The 14,250-nt window shown below is 63.0% G+C and carries 14 protein-coding genes; 12 read left to right on the top strand and 2 right to left on the bottom strand.

The window, feature by feature from the left end; all coding sequences use genetic code 11:
* Positions 1-282: 282 nt before the first annotated feature.
* Together LQ215_RS11295 and LQ215_RS11290 are read right to left on the bottom strand one after the other, a co-directional pair.
* Entirely contained in the window at positions 283-858 is a 576-nt protein-coding gene (locus LQ215_RS11295; protein WP_003199539.1) for an ANTAR domain-containing response regulator, read from the bottom strand.
* A gap of 14 nt (positions 859-872) precedes the next feature.
* Positions 873-2,084: a CmpA/NrtA family ABC transporter substrate-binding protein gene (locus LQ215_RS11290; RefSeq protein ID WP_230149749.1), complete on the bottom strand. Its 1,212-nt coding sequence runs from the start codon at positions 2,082-2,084 to the stop codon at positions 873-875.
* 258 nt (positions 2,085-2,342) lie between these two features.
* Here LQ215_RS11290 and LQ215_RS11285 point away from each other — a divergent pair, with 258 nt between their 5' ends.
* The 12 genes from LQ215_RS11285 to LQ215_RS11230 all read left to right on the top strand — a co-directional run bounded on the left by LQ215_RS11285 (position 2,343) and on the right by LQ215_RS11230 (position 14,230).
* Positions 2,343-3,080, top strand: coding sequence for a helix-turn-helix domain-containing protein (locus LQ215_RS11285; RefSeq protein ID WP_230149748.1), 738 nt, complete (start codon positions 2,343-2,345; stop codon positions 3,078-3,080).
* Positions 3,081-3,138: 58 nt separating this feature from the next.
* Positions 3,139-4,734, top strand: coding sequence for a type III secretion system outer membrane ring subunit SctC (sctC, locus tag LQ215_RS11280; RefSeq protein WP_230149746.1), 1,596 nt, complete (start codon positions 3,139-3,141; stop codon positions 4,732-4,734).
* Positions 4,731-5,837 carry a type III secretion system gatekeeper subunit SctW gene (gene sctW / locus LQ215_RS11275; protein WP_230149744.1) on the top strand — a complete coding sequence of 369 codons (1,107 nt, stop codon included), beginning with the start codon at positions 4,731-4,733 and terminating at the stop codon, positions 5,835-5,837. The genes sctC and sctW overlap by 4 nt, the downstream gene beginning before the upstream one ends.
* A 23-nt stretch (positions 5,838-5,860) precedes the next feature.
* Positions 5,861-7,912 carry an EscV/YscV/HrcV family type III secretion system export apparatus protein gene (locus LQ215_RS11270; protein WP_230149742.1) on the top strand — a complete coding sequence of 684 codons (2,052 nt, stop codon included), beginning with the start codon at positions 5,861-5,863 and terminating at the stop codon, positions 7,910-7,912.
* A 65-nt stretch (positions 7,913-7,977) separates the two neighbouring features.
* Complete coding sequence (gene sctN / locus LQ215_RS11265) at positions 7,978-9,264, top strand: type III secretion system ATPase SctN (protein WP_230149735.1); 1,287 nt, start codon at positions 7,978-7,980, stop codon at positions 9,262-9,264.
* Positions 9,248-9,703: a type III secretion protein gene (locus tag LQ215_RS11260; protein ID WP_230149733.1), complete on the top strand. Its 456-nt coding sequence runs from the start codon at positions 9,248-9,250 to the stop codon at positions 9,701-9,703. The genes sctN and LQ215_RS11260 overlap by 17 nt, the downstream gene beginning before the upstream one ends.
* Positions 9,700-10,578 (top strand): SpaN/EivJ family type III secretion system needle length determinant, encoded by an 879-nt coding sequence (locus tag LQ215_RS11255; protein WP_230149732.1) that lies wholly within the window; start codon positions 9,700-9,702, stop codon positions 10,576-10,578. The genes LQ215_RS11260 and LQ215_RS11255 overlap by 4 nt, the downstream gene beginning before the upstream one ends.
* On the top strand, positions 10,575-11,498 hold the full coding sequence (locus LQ215_RS11250) for a FliM/FliN family flagellar motor switch protein (RefSeq protein WP_230149730.1): 924 nt from the start codon (positions 10,575-10,577) through the stop codon (positions 11,496-11,498). Before LQ215_RS11255 ends, LQ215_RS11250 begins: the two co-directional genes overlap by 4 nt.
* On the top strand, positions 11,491-12,150 hold the full coding sequence (locus LQ215_RS11245; RefSeq protein ID WP_230149728.1) for an EscR/YscR/HrcR family type III secretion system export apparatus protein: 660 nt from the start codon (positions 11,491-11,493) through the stop codon (positions 12,148-12,150). Before LQ215_RS11250 ends, LQ215_RS11245 begins: the two co-directional genes overlap by 8 nt.
* An 8-nt stretch (positions 12,151-12,158) precedes the next feature.
* A complete protein-coding gene (locus LQ215_RS11240) occupies positions 12,159-12,413 on the top strand; it encodes an EscS/YscS/HrcS family type III secretion system export apparatus protein (protein ID WP_014337351.1) in 255 nt (84 codons plus the stop codon).
* Between the two features lie 4 nt (positions 12,414-12,417).
* Positions 12,418-13,221, top strand: coding sequence for a type III secretion system export apparatus subunit SctT (gene sctT / locus LQ215_RS11235; protein WP_230149726.1), 804 nt, complete (start codon positions 12,418-12,420; stop codon positions 13,219-13,221).
* Complete coding sequence (locus tag LQ215_RS11230) at positions 13,196-14,230, top strand: EscU/YscU/HrcU family type III secretion system export apparatus switch protein (protein WP_230149724.1); 1,035 nt, start codon at positions 13,196-13,198, stop codon at positions 14,228-14,230. The genes sctT and LQ215_RS11230 overlap by 26 nt, the downstream gene beginning before the upstream one ends.
* Positions 14,231-14,250 lie beyond the last annotated feature (20 nt).

Genomic DNA, 14,250 nt, shown 5'->3' with positions numbered 1-14,250 from the left:
GAGATCTGTGCCAACAAGGGTGGCTATCGCGAGCAGGTTCGCTCCCACAGGTGACTTGGGGTGTTCACAAATATGAAGTCCATCCCCGAGCCCCATGTGGGAGCGAGCTTGCTCGCGATGGGGGCGGGTCAGTCGATATCGATGTTGGACGTTAGATCGCAATCGCGAGCAAGCTCGCTCCCACAGTTGATTTGTGGTCTCCACAAATATGAAGTCCACCCCGGGACCCCATGTGGGAGCGAGCCTGCTCGCGATGGGGGCAAGGCAGGCGCTACAGGGCTTTCAGCCCAGCAGCTCATTCATGGCAATGATCTGCTCCGCCACCTGGATCAGCTTCTGCTGGCGGCTCATGGCCTGGCGGCGCATCAGGGTGTAGGCCTGTTCCTCGTTGCATTCCTTCATCTTCATCAGCATGCCCTTGGCCAGTTCGATGCGCTTGCGTTCGGCCAGTTGCTGGTCCCGGGCCAGGAGCTGGGCGCGCAGGGCCTGGTCGCTTTCGAAGCGGGCCATGGCCACGTCGAGGATCGGTTGCAGGCGCGCCGCGTGGATACCTTCGACGATGTAGGCGCTGACGCCCGACTTGATCGCCTGGCGCATCACATTGGGGTCGTGCTCGTCGGTAAACATGACGATCGGTCGTGGCTGGTCGCGACTGACCAGCACCACTTGCTCCATCACATCGCGCCCGGGTGACTCGGTATCGATCAGGATCACGTCCGGACGCACCGTTTCGACGCGCGCCGGCAGGTCGATGGTCAGGCCGGATTCGTCGATGACTTCGAACCCGGCTTCAATCAGGGCCGCCTTGAGGCGGCCGACTTTTTTCGCGGTGTCGTTGATCAGCAGGATACGCAGCATGGTCGTGGCTCCTGTCAGCGGCTGGCGTGAAGGGGAGCCGCATCGCTCAAGGCGTGCAGTTTGAAGCTGCGGGCGTACCCGGCCGGATCCGAGCCGTCCCAGGTGATGCCGTCGATCAGTTGGCTGCTGCGCATGTCCTGGCGCGGGGACGCGATGTCCAGTGCCGCGCAGGCTTCGCGGTACAGCTTGAGTTGCTGGACGTCCCGGGCCACGGCCAGGTAATCCGGGTCTTCGCGCAACAGGCCCCAGCGGCGGAACTGGGTCATGAACCACATGCCGTCGGACAGGTACGGCAGGTTCACCTCGCCGTTGCCATGAAAGCGCATGGCGTGGGGATCCTGCCAACTGTTGCCCAAGCCGTCGGCATAAATCCCCAGCAGGCGCGGCTCGATGCAGTCCAGCGGGGCGTCGAGGTATTCAGGCGCAGCCAACAGTTGAGCGGTGCTGCGACGGTTTTCGTTGCTTTGTTCGATGAAGCGGCTGGCTTCGAGGATCGCCATCACCAGGGCCCGGGCGGTATTGGGGTATTGCTCGACGAACGCGCGGGTGCAACCCAGGACTTTTTCCGGATGGTCGGGCCAGATGGTCTGGGTAGTCGCCAGGGTAAACCCGAGGTTCTGCTTCACCGCGCTGGCGCACCAGGGCTCGCCGACGCAAAACCCGTCGATACGCCCGGCTTGCAGGTGCGCGATCATTTGCGGCGGAGGCACGACCACGCTGTCGACATCCGACAACGGGTGGATGCCCTGGGCGGCGAGCCAGTAATAAAGCCACATGGCGTGGGTGCCGGTGGGGAAAGTCTGGGCGAAGGTCAGTTTCGGGCGAGTTTGGTGCACGTGCCGTTCCAGTGCCTCAGGACTGGTCACGCCCTGGGCCTGCAAGCCGTGGGACAGGTTGATGCTCTGGCCGTTCTGGTTCAGCCCCATCAGCACGGCCATGTCGCTCGCCGCGACCCCGCCGATGCCCAGGTGCACCGCGTAGATCAGCCCATACAGGCTGTGGGCGGCATCGATTTCACCGCTGACCAGCTTGTCGCGCAGGTTGGCCCAGGAGGCCTGGCGCTTGAGGTTCAGGGTCAGGCCGTAGGGTTGGGCGAAGCCCTGGGTAGCAGCCACGACCACCGGGGCGCAGTCGCTCAAGGCCATGAACCCGAGGTTGACCGCGCTCTTTTCCGGGGCATCGCTGCCGTTGACCCAGGCCAGGGGGGTGGCTGGAACTTCATTCATCGTGCTTCACCTTTGCGCATAAAAAAGCGCCGTGCCCGAGCCACTGCCAGAGCAGGCTGGAGGACGACGCCGTTGGCTCTTGAAACCGTGTCCTTTGAAACAGTGTGGCACTCATTCCGCCATTGGCCTGAGCACCGATGAACAGACAGGGTGCAAGGCATATGCCAGCCTGCCCTCATCAGCTTTCCATCAAGATTCCAGGCCTCGTGTCTTTCATCCTGTCGATCCTTTCAATGGCACGCAGTAAAGGAGGCGGGTGTGCAAGACCATTCAATTCGCTCCACGGCATTACCTGATCTAAGCGAACGCGTGCTGCACCTGCGGGTCGGCCAAAGCCCGGTTCAACTGAGCACTGCACGCGCTGGACTCAGTCACTGCCTGCCGATCGGTTGGGAAGGGCTGATGGTGCTGAGCGATTCGCTGCAGTCCAGTGGCGGCGAGTTGCACGCACGACCGGTTTGCGCGGCGCCGCTGGTGAAGCTGCAGGCTTTTTTCGATATGAGCCATGCCTTCGCTGAAGCCGGGCAAAGGGCGGACGTTGCGCCGTGGGCCTTGTTGCCGGTGGCAGGAGAAATCGTCGGTTCCCCGGAGCGGCTCGAACGCTGGTACATCGGCCAAGCGATGAGCGATACCCCGGCCTATCATGCGGTCGCCCACCTGCTGCGTCATCACGAGAGCTACGGGCTCGTGCGTTTCTTGCTGGAGCAAGGCACCCACAGCGAAAAACTGAACACGCTGGCGCAGCGCTACGGCGTATCGGTTTCGCATTTTCGCAGGCTTTGTCGGCAGGCCCTGGGCTGTGCGGCCAAGCCGGCCTTGCGTGGCTGGCGCACGGCCCAGGCGCTGTTGAACATGAGTCTTCAGGACGGCTCGCTGACCGATGTCGCGCTGGAGTTCGGCTTTGCCTCCTCGTCACATTTTTCCAAGGAAATCCGCGAGCTGGTGGGTTTCGCACCCAGCAGCCTGGCGGACATCACCTACCTTCCAGGCAAGTGAGTCGATGAGCCGTCGATCGTTGCACCCAGCCCTTTCAACCGTCTGCCTTAGCGCTGTGATGCTGCTCGCATCCTTTGCCGTTGGAGCCGATGTCTATACTTTCGAGGCCCGCGAACAGAGCGCGCGGACCTTTTTCAGCGAACTGTCCGGGTCATTGGGCAAGCCGGTCATCGTCAGCAAGGTCGCGGCGGCCAAGCGCATTGGCGGTACGTTCGATCTGCGCATACCGCAACGCACGTTCGAGCGAGTCAGCACGCAGATGGGGTTGATCTGGTACAGCGATGGCCAGGCGATCTATCTGTACGACGCCTCGGAAATCAAAAGCGCGATGATGTCGCTGCAGACGCTGACGGTCGCCAAGCTGCAGGACTTCCTTGGGCGTTCGGGCTTGCACGACGCACGTTATCCCCTGCATCACGACGGGTTGCGGACATTCCATGTGTCGGGCCCGCCGATGTATGTCGACCTGGTGGTGCAAGCGGCCGGGCTGATGGACAACCAGCGTTCGGAGCTGTTGCTGGGCAAGCAGCAGATTGGCGTCATCCATGTGCGCAACACCTTCGTCAGCGACCGCCGCTATGAACTGCGCGACGACAAGGTGACCATCCCCGGGCTCGCCACTGTGATCGAGGACTTGCTGCGTGGCGAGACGCAACAGGTCGAGCCGTCGGTGGCGCAAGTCCCCGGGCAGCGGCCGCGAGGGTCGATGCCGGTGTTTCCCCTGGAAGGCCTGGCGGGAGCCTCCTCGGATCAGGATCCGACGGCACCACGCATCATTGCGCGCGAGGTGGCCGCCGGCAACATTCGGGTGGTGGCCTACCCGGACACCAACAGCTTGCTGGTCAAGGGGCTGCCCGAGCAGGTGCGCTTTATCGAGAACCTGGTCAATGCCCTGGACACGCCGAAACGCCATGTCGAGTTGTCGTTGTGGATCATCGATCTGCACAAGGACGAACTCAATCAGTTGGGCATCAACTGGCAGGGCAACGTGAAGTCCGGCGGGCAATTCAGCGCTTCGCTCAACGCCGGTTCGGCCACCACCCTCGACGGCGCCTCGTTTGTGACCCAGGTCATGGCGCTGGAGCGGACCCATCGTGCAAACGTGGTCTCGCGCCCGGTAATCCTGACGCAGGAAAACGTGCCGGCAATCTTCGACAACAACCGCACGTTCTACGCCCCGCTGGTGGGGGAGCGCAGCGTCGATCTGCAACACATCACCTACGGCACGCTGGTGAGCGTGCTGCCGCGTTTCGCCCAGGCGGACGAGATCGAGATGTCGCTCAATATCGAGGACGGCAACGAAGTCGAGAACCCCGGCCGCGGTGAGCAACAGAGTGCGTTGCCGACGGTCGGACGCACGCGCATCAGCACGGTGGCGCGAGTGCCCCAGGGCAAGAGCCTGCTGGTGGGTGGCTTCACCCGTGATGATCACGGCGAGCAGATCGGCCGTGTGCCGGTGTTGGGATCGATTCCGTGGATCGGCCGTTTGTTCAGCTATCGCCAGGGCCGCTCGGCCAACACGGTGCGGGTGTTCCTGATCCAGCCCAAGGAGATCCGCGACGCGCTTGAGCCCGTGGAGTCGGGCATGCCATTGCTGACCCCCGAGCAGCACGAACGCGTGCGTCGAATGTACTTCCGGATGTCAGAGCAATGATCCTGCCCCCGGTTTCCCTGGGTGGTCGGGCCGCCCAGGCGCGGCTGAACGCCGAGAAGGCCGCCGAGCATCCACAGCCGCAAGTCGACGCCGAGGCGGCGCCGGACGACGGCGCAACGGCAGCGGTGGCGCAGCGCATCGTGCAGATCAGCGACGAACTGTCGGCGGCGCTGACGCAGTTCCGTGGCCGACGCTTGTTCGAACTCAAGTCCGAGACACTGACCGACACCTTCGAACGCGTGCTCGAGGATGACACCGTGCCCAAGGCGCGGCAGGTGTTGAGCCTGGCGCGGCTGGCCGACAAGCCCGTGGCCTGGTTGCTGCAGATGGCGCGCAGCCTGTTCCCCGATGACAGTGACCTGGCGCTGGTGCTGCGGGCGTTGTTGCGCCGCCGCAACCTGGAAACCCGCACCCGCCAACGGCTCGAAACGCTGTTGCAGACGGTGGTTGCCCAAGGCTCGCCCAGGCGCATGAACGCCGGGATCAACGCGGCGCTCAAGGCCAGGATGTTCGGCAGGAGCATGGCCGTGCGGGCCGGCCTGCTGCGCGAGACCTACCGCGATTTCCTCGAGTCCGACGAAGGCCCGCTCAATTGCTACCAGGATTGGATTGCCCTGTACGGCCCGGCACAGCGCACGAATGTGCTGGCCTTCATCGAAGCCGCGTTGCTCACCGACATCAGCGCCCAGGACCCCAGTTGCTCGCGCATCGAGTTCGGCCAACTGTTGACCCGGGTCACCGACCTCAAGCGTCTGCGCTCGGCCGATGCGCTGTTTATCGGCGCCGTGCTCGGCGATGCCCTGCTTTGTCGGCACAACCCCCACGAGGCCGATTGGCTGGTGTTTATGTTCGGTGTGTTGGCCTACCCCGATGACCTCGACCAGTTGTTGCTCGGGGCGTTGGGGGAGGGTGTGCTGCTCAGTGCCCACCGGGAGCGTTCGACGGTGTTGCAGGCCGTGCGTCGGCTCAGCCTGCAATTGCCGACGCCGCTGTTTGCCGACGAAGAGGCGCCACAACGCCTGGCCCTCCAGTTCGCTCGCCTGGCCGACGTCGCCTATGCCCACGAATGCATCGAACAGCGTTTGCTCGGTGGCTGCCCATGATCTTGTCCCGGAGCCAGGCCTGAATGCTCAATGTGTTCTTGCGCAATGTCGGCGCGCGCCCGGAGCTGCTGATCCTCACCTTGATGGTGATGATCATCGCCATGCTGATCATCCCCTTGCCGACGGTGCTGGTGGATTTTCTCATCGGCCTGAACATCGTCATCTCGTTGCTGGTGTTCATGGGCTCGTTCTACATCGAACGCATCCTCAGCTATTCGACGTTCCCGGCGCTGCTGCTGTTGACGACCTTGTTCCGCCTGGCGCTGTCGATCAGCACCAGCCGGCTGATTCTCAGCCAGGCCGATGCCGGCGAGATCATCGCATCGTTCGGTGACTTTGTGATCGGCGAAAGCCTGGTGGTGGGCTTCGTGATTTTTTCCATCGTCACCATTGTCCAGTTCATCGTGATCACCAAAGGTTCGGAACGGGTCGCCGAAGTGGCGGCGCGCTTCTCCCTGGACGGCATGCCCGGCAAGCAGATGAGCATCGACGGCGACCTCAAGGCCGGCGCCATCGATGCCGCCCAGGCCCGTGAAAAACGCAGCGTGCTGGAGCGTGAAAGCCAGTTGTACGGCTCTTTCGACGGCGCGATGAAATTCATCAAGGGCGATGCCATCGCCGGCATCATCATTATCTTCGTCAACTTCATCGGCGGCATGGCCATCGGCGTCGGGCAACTGGGCATGGACATGTCCACGGCCTTGTCCACCTACACCTTGTTGACCATTGGCGATGGCCTGGTCGCGCAGATCCCCGCGCTGCTGATCGCCATCGGTGCCGGCTTCATCGTCACCCGGGTCAACGGCGATGACAGCAACCTGGGCCGCAACATGCTCACCCAGATGCTGGGCAATCCGTTCGTGCTCGGTGTCACCGCATTGCTGGCGGTGGGCGTGGGCATGTTGCCCGGTTTTCCGCTGTTGACCTTCCTCTCGATTGCCAGTGTGCTGGGGCTGGTGGTGTATGTGCGCCATCGCAAGTCCCTGCGCCAGGCCAGCCCGGGCGAAAGCCGCGGCGAACCCCTCGAGCCTGGTGCGGGGCCGGGCGAGTCTGGATTGCTCGATGACGTCGACAACCTGGCGACCGAAACCATCGCCCTGATGCTGCTGGTGCCCACGGTGCGCTTGCAAGTGCTGGAGAAGGCGCGGTGGGCGGCGCGCTTTCGCAGCCAGTTCTTCGTCGATTACGGGCTGCGGATTCCCGAACCGCGGCTGCGGGGCAGCGATGCGCTGCCGGTTCATCAAGTGGCGGTGCTGATCAATGAAGTGCGCGCCGAGCAGTTCGATATTCATTTCGATCACTGGCGCCTACTGGATTATTCGCCGGAGCTGGAGCCGTTGGGTTTTGCCCTGGTGCGCGGTAACGACAGCAATCGCCTCGGTGGCGTCTGGGTCACTGCCGCTGACCGGGAACGGGTGCAGCAGCTGGGTTATCACCTGCGGCCTGCCGACGAAGAATGCTATCGCTGCCTGGTCACGCTGCTGGCGCGCAACATCCAGGAGTTTTTCGGCGTGCAGGAAACCAAGCAGTTGCTCGACGAAATGGAGGTGCGCTACCCGGACCTGCTCAAGGAAGTGTATCGCCACGTCACGGTGCAGAAGATCGCCGAGGTGCTGCAGCGCTTGATCGGCGAGCGCATCTCCGTGCGCAACATGAAGCTCATCCTCGAGTCGCTGGCCCATTGGGCCTCCCGGGAAAAGGATGTGCTGGCGCTGGTCGAGCACGTCCGCGGTGCGATGGCCCGCTACATCAGCAACAAGTTTGCCCAAGGCAACGACCTGCGTGTGCTGCTGTTGTCGGCGGAGTTCGAAGACGTGGTGCGCCGGGGCATCCGGCAAACCTCGGGCGGCAGTTTTCTCAACTTGGAACCGGCCGAGTCGGAAGAGCTGATGGACCGCCTCAGTGTCGGCCTGGACAGCGTGCACGTTGCCCACAAGGACATGGTGCTGCTGTGTTCGGTCGACGTGCGGCGCTACATCAAGAAACTGATCGAGGGACGTTTCCGCGAGCTGGACGTGATGTCGTTCGGCGAAGTCTCCGAGACCGTCTCGGTCAATGTCATCAAGACGCTTTGAGGAGAGCTGCCCATGCTGGACACCTTGGTACTGGTCACCGAAACGCTGCTGGATATCCTGCCTCGATGAGCCTGCGTCTGGAACGGCTGGCGGCCCACCCCCTGCGTTTGAGCGGCCCCTTGATCGAAGCCGCACTGAGCGAGGTGGTGGTGGGCGAAATCTGTGAGGTGCGTCGACATTGGCGTTCACCCGAGGTCGCCGCCAGGGCGCAGGTCATCGGCTTCACGCCCGGCGCGGTGCTGCTCAGTTTGCTGGGCGAGGCGAAAGGCTTGTCCCGGGAATCGATGATCGTGCCCACCGGCTCGACCTTGCAACTGACCTGCAGTGACGCCTTGCTCGGCAGCGTGGTCGATCCCCAGGGCGTTATCGTCGAGCGCCTGGCGCCGTCGACATCGAGCGCCCAGCGGGACTGTCCGGTGGATGCGGCCCCGCCGTCGTACCAGCAGCGACGGCCGGTGACGGAGCCGTTGCAAACCGGCATTCGTGTCATCGACGGCTTGCTGACCTGTGGCGTCGGCCAGCGCATCGGCATTTTTGCCGCCGCCGGCTCGGGTAAAACCACCTTGATCAACATGCTGATCGAACATACGGACGCGGAGGTTTTTGTCATTGGCCTGATTGGCGAACGCGGGCGTGAAGTGACCGAGTTCATCGAGCATTTGCGCCAATCGCCCATGTGCAACCGTTGCGTGGTGGTGTACGCCACTTCGGATTTTTCCTCGGTGGATCGCTGCAACTCGGCGCTGCAGGCCACCACCATCGCCGAGTACTTTCGCGACCAGGGTCGGCGCGTGGTGTTGTTGCTGGACTCGTTGACCCGCTACGCCCGTGCTCGCCGCGACCTGGCCTTGGCCGCCGGTGAAGCACCGGCGCGGCGTGGTTATCCGGCCTCGGTATTCGACGCTTTGCCGCGCTTGCTGGAACGTCCCGGCGTGACGGCGTCGGGGAGCATCACGGCCTGGTACACAGTGCTGCTGGAAAGTGACGACGAGCCGGATCCGATCGCCGAGGAGATTCGTTCCATTCTCGACGGCCACGTCTACCTCAGTCGGGCCCTGGCCGCCAAGGGGCACTACCCGGCCATTGATGTCTTGCGCAGCGTCAGCCGGGTGGCGACGCAGGTCACTTCGCCACAGGTCCGGCAACTGGCGGCCGCGACCCGGGACGCCCTGGCGCGCCTGGAGCAACTGCAGGTGTTTCTTGACATGGGCGAGTACAGCCCAGGCGTGGACGCGGCCAATGACCACGCGCTGCATCGTCGCGATGCCCTCAGCCAATGGTTGCGCCAGCCGACGGATCAACGTAGCGAACCGGATGAAACCTTGCGGAGCCTGCATGAAATCATTGCTTGATCGACGGCGCCTGCTGGCCTTCAGTCAGTTTCGTCGGCAGCGCGGCGAGCAGGCGCTGTTGCGTGTCCAGCGCCAATTGCAGCCGCTGTTGCAGGAACAGTCCGGTTTCGAGGAACAGGAAGCTGCGCTGCAACGCTTGTTGAGCAGCCATCGGGCCAATGACTGCGTGCTGAATCACGGGCAATTGCTGGCCTTGTTGCGAACCCAGGCGGTGATCCGTCGGCGCATCGATCTGCTGCGCGTCGAGCGTGATCGTGTGGATGAGCAGCGCCGGCAGGTCGAGCAGCAGTTGCAGGTGCAGCGCGAACAGCTGCGTGGGTTGCAACGCAAACATGACAAGTATGAGTGCTCCGTCCAACAGCTGTTGCGTGAACAACGGCTTGAGGCGGTGCGCCGCGAAGAGCGAGAGCTGGAAGAGCTGATTGGAGTTCGGCGATGAAAGAGGTCGGTGTGCCGCCAACCCGTCCGGTCCACGCCCTGGAGCCGGTCGATGAAGAGGTGCTGGATGAGCTGCAAGAGCACCTCGTCCCGGTACAAGAGGATGAACTGCCACAAGGCGTGCTGGACCTTGTGGTTGCGCTGGTTCGGCAGCAGCGGCGGCCGGTGGAAACCGCCCGTGTACTGGCGGGGCAGGCGATGAGCGTGGGGGAGGAAACGCGGGTGCTCGATCGCGATGAAGCGCGGCCGATTGTCCGGGAAACGGCGGTGGTTGAACCCGATGGCAGGCGTTTGACGGGCCGGGAGGCGAGGGACGTTCCACAGACAGGGCGGTTGTTCAGCGAGCCTACGCAACGTCCGTTGCCGCAACACCTGGAGTCAGTTGCTGCTGCCATCGATAAAACCACTGCGCCGAGGGGTGGGGTGTCGATCGAGCCGCTGCCTCTCGACCCTGTCATTGTTCACCGGGCACGGTCGGCCCCCCGTATCGACGAACAGCTGCCCCAAGCGCCGTTAAGTGTTCAAGGCCCGCGCCATGGGCCATCGGTTGCACCTGCGGCCATGCCTTCACCCGCTTTGCCACCAGCGCTTGAGGTCATGATCGAGGCGTTGCCGGAGGCGGGCCGGGGCCTTCTGCAAGTCCCGTTCAGTCGAGGGGCTGCCAGCGGACAGATCACGATCAGTCGGCTACCTGAGGAACCGACTCTCACGCTCAGCCCAAGCAATGCCCAGGTGTTCGAGCAACTCAAGGCGCCTTTCGAGCTGGCTCGGGAGCCGGCCTGGCGATTGAATGACAGTGGCGGTGAGCAGTCGCGCCAGGGTTCGCGTCAGGCGCCGGATGAGGAGCAGGACGAACAGGGCGAGCGTCCGGCATGAGCGCTTTGCAGTTACGTCGGGTCGCCCCCCTGGCGCAGGCCCAGACCCAGGCGATTCAACGCTGGCGGCGTGCCGGGCGCGATGCGGGTTTGGGCCGGGTGCCAGAGTGTTCCGGCTATTTGCGGTTTTGCGCCCGGGGTGACGGCGGCGACTGGCAAGGGCTGATCGCGGCCCATGACTGGCTGCATCGCGCGTTTGCACAGTTGCAATCCTGGCTGACGGTGCAAGCGTCGTCGACGAATGTCATCGAATTGTTCCGCGCCGCGCCGCGCCCCTTGCTGCTGGAGGTGGACGAGCTGCATTACCGGACGCTGTCCGAGATCGAATACGTCGCCCCGGCGCGATTGCCTGTCCAGGACCTGCCATGGCTGCAAACCCCGCGGGGGCGCGTGTGGTTGCTGCAATTGCCGCCGGTATCCGTTGCCAGCGAGCGCTTGGGCGTCGACTCGTGGCTGGGTGGACTGCCGTTGCGCCTGGAACTGCTGCTCGGCGTCAGCCACCTGAGTCTTGCCAGCCGCAGGCGCCTGGTCGAGGGCGATGTCCTGCGCATCGTCCAGCCCATTCAGCGGTGTTGTCTGGCCGACCGTTGCCTCGGCACTTTTACCTTTACCCAAGAGGGTCTACACATGCAACCGACCGTGACCGATACCCATCCAGATAACTCGCCAGAAGCCGGCACGGCTATCGACCTGGGCGCGCTGGCGGTGCGCCTGGAGTTCCTGCTCGCTGCCCACGAAACCGATTTGGCAACGCTGTCGCGCATCATCGAGGGACAACTGATCCCGTTGGCCGAAGATGCCGCACGGCGCATCGAGGTGCGCGCCAACGGCCAGCCAGTGGCCCAGGGGGAACTGGTGCAGTTGGATGGGCAGTTGGGCGTCGAACTGCTCAAGGTCTATCGGGCCTGCGACGATGAATGATGTTTCGCTGATCGCCCTGCTGGCGTTCGCTTCGCTGCTGCCGTTCCTGGTGGCGGCGGGCACCTGCTACCTCAAGTTCTCCATCGTCTTCGTCATCGTGCGCAACGCGTTGGGTTTGCAGCAGGTGCCGTCAAACATGGCGCTCAACGCGATTGCGCTGATGCTGGCGATTTTCGTCATGACGCCGGTCATGAAGCAGGGCCATGACTACTACAAGCGCGAGGCGGTGGCCTTTACCGACATCGCGTCGGTGGTGGATTTCGCCGAGAACGGCTTGGGCGGCTACAAGGATTATCTGCGCAAGTACACCGATCCGGAGCTGGCGCAGTTTTTCGAGCGGGCCCAAGCGCTCCAGGCTGAAACCGACACGGGCCTGCCTGCCGATGAAGAGGTCGAGGCCTCACTGTTTTCGCTGCTGCCGGCCTATGCGCTGAGTGAAAACAAAAGTGCCTTCAAGATCGGCTTCTATCTGTACCTGCCCTTTGTGATCGTCGACCTGGTGATCTCCAGCATCCTGCTGGCGCTGGGCATGATGATGATGAGCCCGGTGATCATTTCCGTGCCGATCAAGCTGGTGCTGTTTGTCGCACTGGACGGCTGGGCGTTGCTGTCGACCGGGCTGGTCAGGCAATACCTGACCTTGTTGGCCTAGGCGCACCGATGAACGATCTGGTCTATGCCGGCAACAAAACCCTGTACCTGATCCTGCTGATGGTGGCCTGGCCGATCATCGTCGCCACGGTGGTCGGCCTGGTGGTCGGGTTGATCCAGACCGTGACGCAGTTGCAGGAACAGACGCTGCCGTTTGGCTTCAAGCTGTTGGCGGTGGCGGCGTGCCTGTTCCTGCTTTCGGGTTGGTACGGCGAAACCTTGCTGGATTTCAGTCGTGAAGTCATTCGCCTGGCGTTGAGTTAGGCCGATGTCGGTGACGTTGTTCTTCGAGCTGCATGCCTGGTTCGCCGCCGCAGTCCTGGGCGTGGCGCGCCTGGCGCCGATTTTTTTCATGTTGCCGTTTCTCAATGGCGGTGTGCTGACCGGTGCCGCGCGTCAGGCCGTGATTGTGCTGGTGGCGCTGGGCTTCTGGCGCTACGTCGGCATGCCCATGCCAGCGCTCGACAGCCTGGCGTTTCTCGGCCTGATGCTGCGTGAGGCGGCTATCGGCGTGCTGCTGGGCGTGCTGCTGGGCTGGCCGTTCTGGGTGTTGCATGCCATGGGCAACCTGATCGACAACCAGCGCGGGGCCATGCTCAGCAGCACGGTGGACCCGGCCAACGGTGTCGACACCTCGGAGCTGGCGAATTTTCTCCAGTTGTTTGCCGCGGCGGTTTATCTCGAAGGTGGCGGCATGTTGTTGATGCTCGAAACCGTCGGCCACAGTTATCGCCTTTGCCCGCCGGCAGGCAGTTGTGAGTTGCACCTGCCCGCTCTCTATTCATTGCTCGATGCGCTGGTGAGCAAGACGCTGGTCATCAGTGCGCCGGTGGTGGCGACCTTGTTGGTCAGCGAGGTATTGCTTGGGTTGCTCTCGCGGTATGCGCCGCAGATGAACGCTTTCTCGGTGTCGCTGACGGTCAAGAGCCTGGTGGCGTTGGTGGTCTTGATGCTGTACTTCGGCGTGCACCTGCCGGACGAAGTCCTGCGCATGGGCAGGACGTCCGACGGGGCGGCGCAGTATCTGCGCGGCGGGGAGGACGGTGATGTCATCCAGCGCCTCGAAGACTGAAAAACCCACCGCCAAGCGCCTCAGGGATGCCGCGCGCAAAGGGCAGACGTTCAAGGCCAAGGACCTGATCATCACCTGCCTGACCCTGTGCGGCATCACCTACATGGTCTTCAACAGCTCGCTGAGCGAGATCATGGAGGTCTACCGGCGCATCATCGCCAGCGATTTCGACGCCCAACTGCAAGCCTACTCGGCGATGCTGGTGCTGGTTGGCCTCAAGGCGTTGCTGCCATTGCTGCTGGTGTGTGCGCTGACCAGTGCGTTGCCGGCCTTGCTGCAAAGCGGTTTTGTCTTGGCCAGTGAAGCGTTGAAACTGAATCTGGGGGCACTGAACCCGGTCAATGGCTTCAAGAAACTGTTCAGCCTGCGCACCGTCAAGGACACGTTCAAGGCGCTGTTGTACCTGGGCAGTTTCGCCATGGCGCTGTGGATTGTCTGGATCACCCAGCGGCAATTGCTGTTTGCCCAACTGTTCGTCCAGGCACCGGCGTTGTTCGCGATCTGGGGGCATTTGTTGCTGGTGCTGGTGCTGGCGTTCCTCGCCTGCGTCCTGCTGATCGTCGTGCTCGATGCCCTCAGCGAATACTGGTTGTTCATGAAAGACCAGATGATGGACAAGGATTCGGTCAAGCGTGAACACAAGGAGCAGGACGGTAACCCGCAGATCAAGGGGCGCCGCCGCGACTTGCACATGGAGCTGTTGTCGGAGCAGGTCAAATCCGATGTGCGCAGCTCGCGCATGATCATCGCCAATCCCACCCACATTGCCATCGGCGTGTATTTCCGCCCGGAGATCACGCTGCTGCCGTTTATCTCCTTGATGGAAACCAACCAGCGTGCGCTGGCGGTTCGAGCGTACGCCAAGGAAGTGGGTGTGCCGGTGATCAACGACATCGCCCTGGCCCGCCGCATTTTCAGGACCCACCAACGCTACAGCTTTCTCCAGGTGCAGGAAATCGAGGAAGTGTTGCGGTTGCTGATCTGGCTCGAGCAGGTCGAGCAGGCGTGAGGCCCAACCCCAACCCTTGT

Origin of the sequence: Pseudomonas brassicacearum, assembly GCF_918698105.1 — a bacterium.
GTDB classification, from domain to species: Bacteria; Pseudomonadota; Gammaproteobacteria; order Pseudomonadales; family Pseudomonadaceae; genus Aquipseudomonas; species Aquipseudomonas brassicacearum_F.
The sequence above is the reverse complement of the archived record's forward strand: the minus strand, read 5'-3'. Positions and strand labels throughout refer to the sequence as shown.

Bases quoted from the DNA above. Each gene is read 5' to 3' on its own strand.
- LQ215_RS11295 (WP_003199539.1), bottom strand. From the start codon at position 858: ATGCTGCGTATCCTGCTGATCAACGACACCGCGAAAAAAGTCGGCCGC.
- LQ215_RS11290 (WP_230149749.1), bottom strand. From the start codon at position 2,084: ATGAATGAAGTTCCAGCCACCCCCCTGGCCTGGGTCAACGGCAGCGAT.
- sctC (WP_230149746.1), top strand. From the start codon at position 3,139: ATGCTGCTCGCATCCTTTGCCGTTGGAGCCGATGTCTATACTTTCGAG.
- sctW (WP_230149744.1), top strand. From the start codon at position 4,731: ATGATCCTGCCCCCGGTTTCCCTGGGTGGTCGGGCCGCCCAGGCGCGG.
- LQ215_RS11270 (WP_230149742.1), top strand. From the start codon at position 5,861: ATGCTCAATGTGTTCTTGCGCAATGTCGGCGCGCGCCCGGAGCTGCTG.
- sctN (WP_230149735.1), top strand. From the start codon at position 7,978: ATGAGCCTGCGTCTGGAACGGCTGGCGGCCCACCCCCTGCGTTTGAGC.
- LQ215_RS11260 (WP_230149733.1), top strand. From the start codon at position 9,248: ATGAAATCATTGCTTGATCGACGGCGCCTGCTGGCCTTCAGTCAGTTT.
- LQ215_RS11255 (WP_230149732.1), top strand. From the start codon at position 9,700: ATGAAAGAGGTCGGTGTGCCGCCAACCCGTCCGGTCCACGCCCTGGAG.
- LQ215_RS11250 (WP_230149730.1), top strand. From the start codon at position 10,575: ATGAGCGCTTTGCAGTTACGTCGGGTCGCCCCCCTGGCGCAGGCCCAG.
- LQ215_RS11245 (WP_230149728.1), top strand. From the start codon at position 11,491: ATGAATGATGTTTCGCTGATCGCCCTGCTGGCGTTCGCTTCGCTGCTG.
- LQ215_RS11240 (WP_014337351.1), top strand. From the start codon at position 12,159: ATGAACGATCTGGTCTATGCCGGCAACAAAACCCTGTACCTGATCCTG.
- sctT (WP_230149726.1), top strand. From the start codon at position 12,418: ATGTCGGTGACGTTGTTCTTCGAGCTGCATGCCTGGTTCGCCGCCGCA.
- LQ215_RS11230 (WP_230149724.1), top strand. From the start codon at position 13,196: ATGTCATCCAGCGCCTCGAAGACTGAAAAACCCACCGCCAAGCGCCTC.